The sequence below is a fragment of the Metabacillus niabensis genome (genome assembly GCF_902829255.1).
Lineage (GTDB): Bacteria > Bacillota > Bacilli > Bacillales > Bacillaceae > Metabacillus > Metabacillus niabensis.
On sequence record NZ_CADEPK010000290.1, the window covers coordinates 1 to 2,454 of the forward strand.

Annotated in this window: 3 protein-coding genes; all 3 read right to left on the minus strand. The window is 33.3% G+C overall.

Translation table 11 applies throughout. The features are described 5' to 3' along the window. Positions 1–336: 336 nt before the first annotated feature. The gene (locus HU235_RS16765) at positions 337–759 is read right to left on the minus strand and encodes an NUDIX hydrolase (protein ID WP_174880948.1); all 423 of its coding nucleotides are present in this window, start codon (positions 757–759) and stop codon (positions 337–339) included. 395 nt (positions 760–1,154) lie between these two features. Next, the gene (locus tag HU235_RS16770; protein ID WP_174880946.1) at positions 1,155–1,979 is read right to left on the minus strand and encodes a pentapeptide repeat-containing protein; all 825 of its coding nucleotides are present in this window, start codon (positions 1,977–1,979) and stop codon (positions 1,155–1,157) included. A 358-nt stretch (positions 1,980–2,337) separates the two neighbouring features. Beyond that, the coding region (locus tag HU235_RS16775) for a YezD family protein (RefSeq protein WP_174880947.1) at positions 2,338–2,454 on the minus strand (117 nt) is incomplete at its 5' end.

Below are 2,454 nucleotides of genomic sequence, written 5' to 3' on the forward strand. Positions count from 1 at the left end.
TAAACCAATAAGGTGAAATAAAAAATCCTTGAAATAAAACCAATGGGAAATTCCTCAAAAAATTGTAATAAATTTATGTCCAAGCATATAAATGATTACAAATATAGCTTGCTGTTTTTATATTTCCTTTCAATACCTATTAAGTAATAATCCATTTCGTTAATAGTTTTCTCAACCATATTATACCATTCAAATAATATTAATATAGTAGAAACAGATATATTATTCTATTTTTTTACTCTACTTTCCAAATACGACCTTTAAATAGCATAAATTATGCATAAACTTTTTCAAACCTTTAAGATGTTTTACATAATAATGTGTATTGTTTTTATACTACCTAATATATGCCTTTTCTTCATCGCAAAGTGCATCGCTTAGCCAGTTTGGATGCATCTTCAAGAGGTTTTTTGGAAGGTACCCTGGGCTAAAAAACTGTAAGTCTAACGATTCTGAAGAATTACATCTAAGTTCACCACTTATAATCTTAGCTAGTAGGCAGGTTGTAATAAACTGAACATTTTTTCCGTTTGGATAGGAAAAAACTTGTGAATCTGGATCAGAGTATACCCCAATTAGCTTTATTATTTTTATCGTTAAATTCGTTTCTTCTTTAATTTCCCTTATCGCAGCTTCTTCAACAGTTTCACCAATTTCGATATGACCTGATGGAAGCGCCCATTTTCCTACGTCTGTTCTTTTTTGTAATAATACTTCGTTGTCTTCATTTATTATGACAATGGCAACTCCCGGTTTAATTCATCAATTCTCATAGCAAATTCCTCCAATCTATAATATAAAAAGGTCCGAGAAGAAAGGTTTTCAGCGCATCAGAAATACACTGAACCTTTCCCCTCGGACCTTTTATGTCAATAGGTGCCTTTTACAAATGTAAAAGATGTAGCCCTCGGTCACAGACCTTAAAAAGCGGAACCCTAGCTACAAATTTCCAGTTCATTTATTATAAAATTTCATTTACATGTTATATTTTATCGTAATAGATGAAAAAAATAAATAGTTTACTATTCGAGAGTTTTACCCCCTCATGAATAACTTTATGTTTTCCATTTAATATAGGTTCCGGCAGCAGTTTCATTATTTTTTTATATATTAAAGTGAAAAGATTGTTATGAAACCTTGTCATCTCCCAAACACTATTGCCAATGTTTTGGTATTGATAGATTTGGAGGAATTTTCGTATTCTTATCACCGATTGCTGCATTTACTTGAGCTTGAGTAAGAAAAATTGAGCCAGTTAGATTTGCTCCCCTGATATCAGCATCTCGCAAATCTGCACCAATAAAATCAGCAAACCTTATGTCCGCATCCTTCAAGTCACTTGCGATTAACAACGCTCCTCTTAGGTAAGCACCACGTAAATCTGTTCCCCTTAACTTTGCACCAATATAATCGATCCCTTTTCTACGAAACTTCCGGGTTTGCTTAACGCTTCCTCTTACTAATTCACTTGCTTGGATAAGAAGTTCATTTACAAGTGCTCTATGTGCGGAAATACTCAAATTCAAAATATGTTCTGGTGCCTGATTCGTTAACAATAATGTATTTTCATATAACACCTGTAGATCTTTATGTATTTTAGATGTCTCTTGTCTATGAAGTGCTTCCTTTAAGTAATAAAGCATTTCATGAAGCTGTTGCATCATTGGAAAAACCTCAAACATTTGTTTTGCAATTGATTGATTATTCCAATCGTCCCCTTTAAAGGTTATTTGAGAAACCTTTTGTCCAGCTCCAAAGCATTCATACACGGAACAGCCCTTATACCCTTTTTCTCTCAAACTATTATGAATCCGACAGCGAAAATCTGACTGTAGATTATGACAAGGGATTCCCCCGTCTTTATCTTCTGCAAAGTCAGCTGATTTTGCGTACGGCAATGCGACACAGCATAAACCAAAACAACTGGCACAATCCGCCTGTAAATGCTTGCTTTCAGTAGTAGATAATTGATTAGACAAGATGTACACTTCCTTTACTAAGTAACACAAGTGGCTTTTATTACCATGAGATTTATTTCTACAATATAACAAATTGTCGCAGTTATGAACATACCTTTATTGCAATAAAACGTATAACCCTTTTAAAAAGACTATACTAAAGCATGTTATCATTTCTTACAATTAGTAATTGGATAGATTATGTAAAACACCTGCTGAAGAGGCGTGTTAAAGGAAACCCTACAGACGCTAACACCGAAGAGACGCTTGCCCCTCCTGAAGGCTGCAAGAGAAAATAAACAACTAAGAATAACACCGCAAAAAAATAAAACACATCCTTTTATTCAAAGTTTGTGTTTATGAATTCATAATAATAAAATTAGCGCTCTTTGCTTCTATTAAATTTTTCATTTGACTTTTTTAAGGCAAATCTAAATTTCTCACCTTTTTCTATTTGTGTTATTTGAGAATCATGTACAGTTATTTGGACTGTACC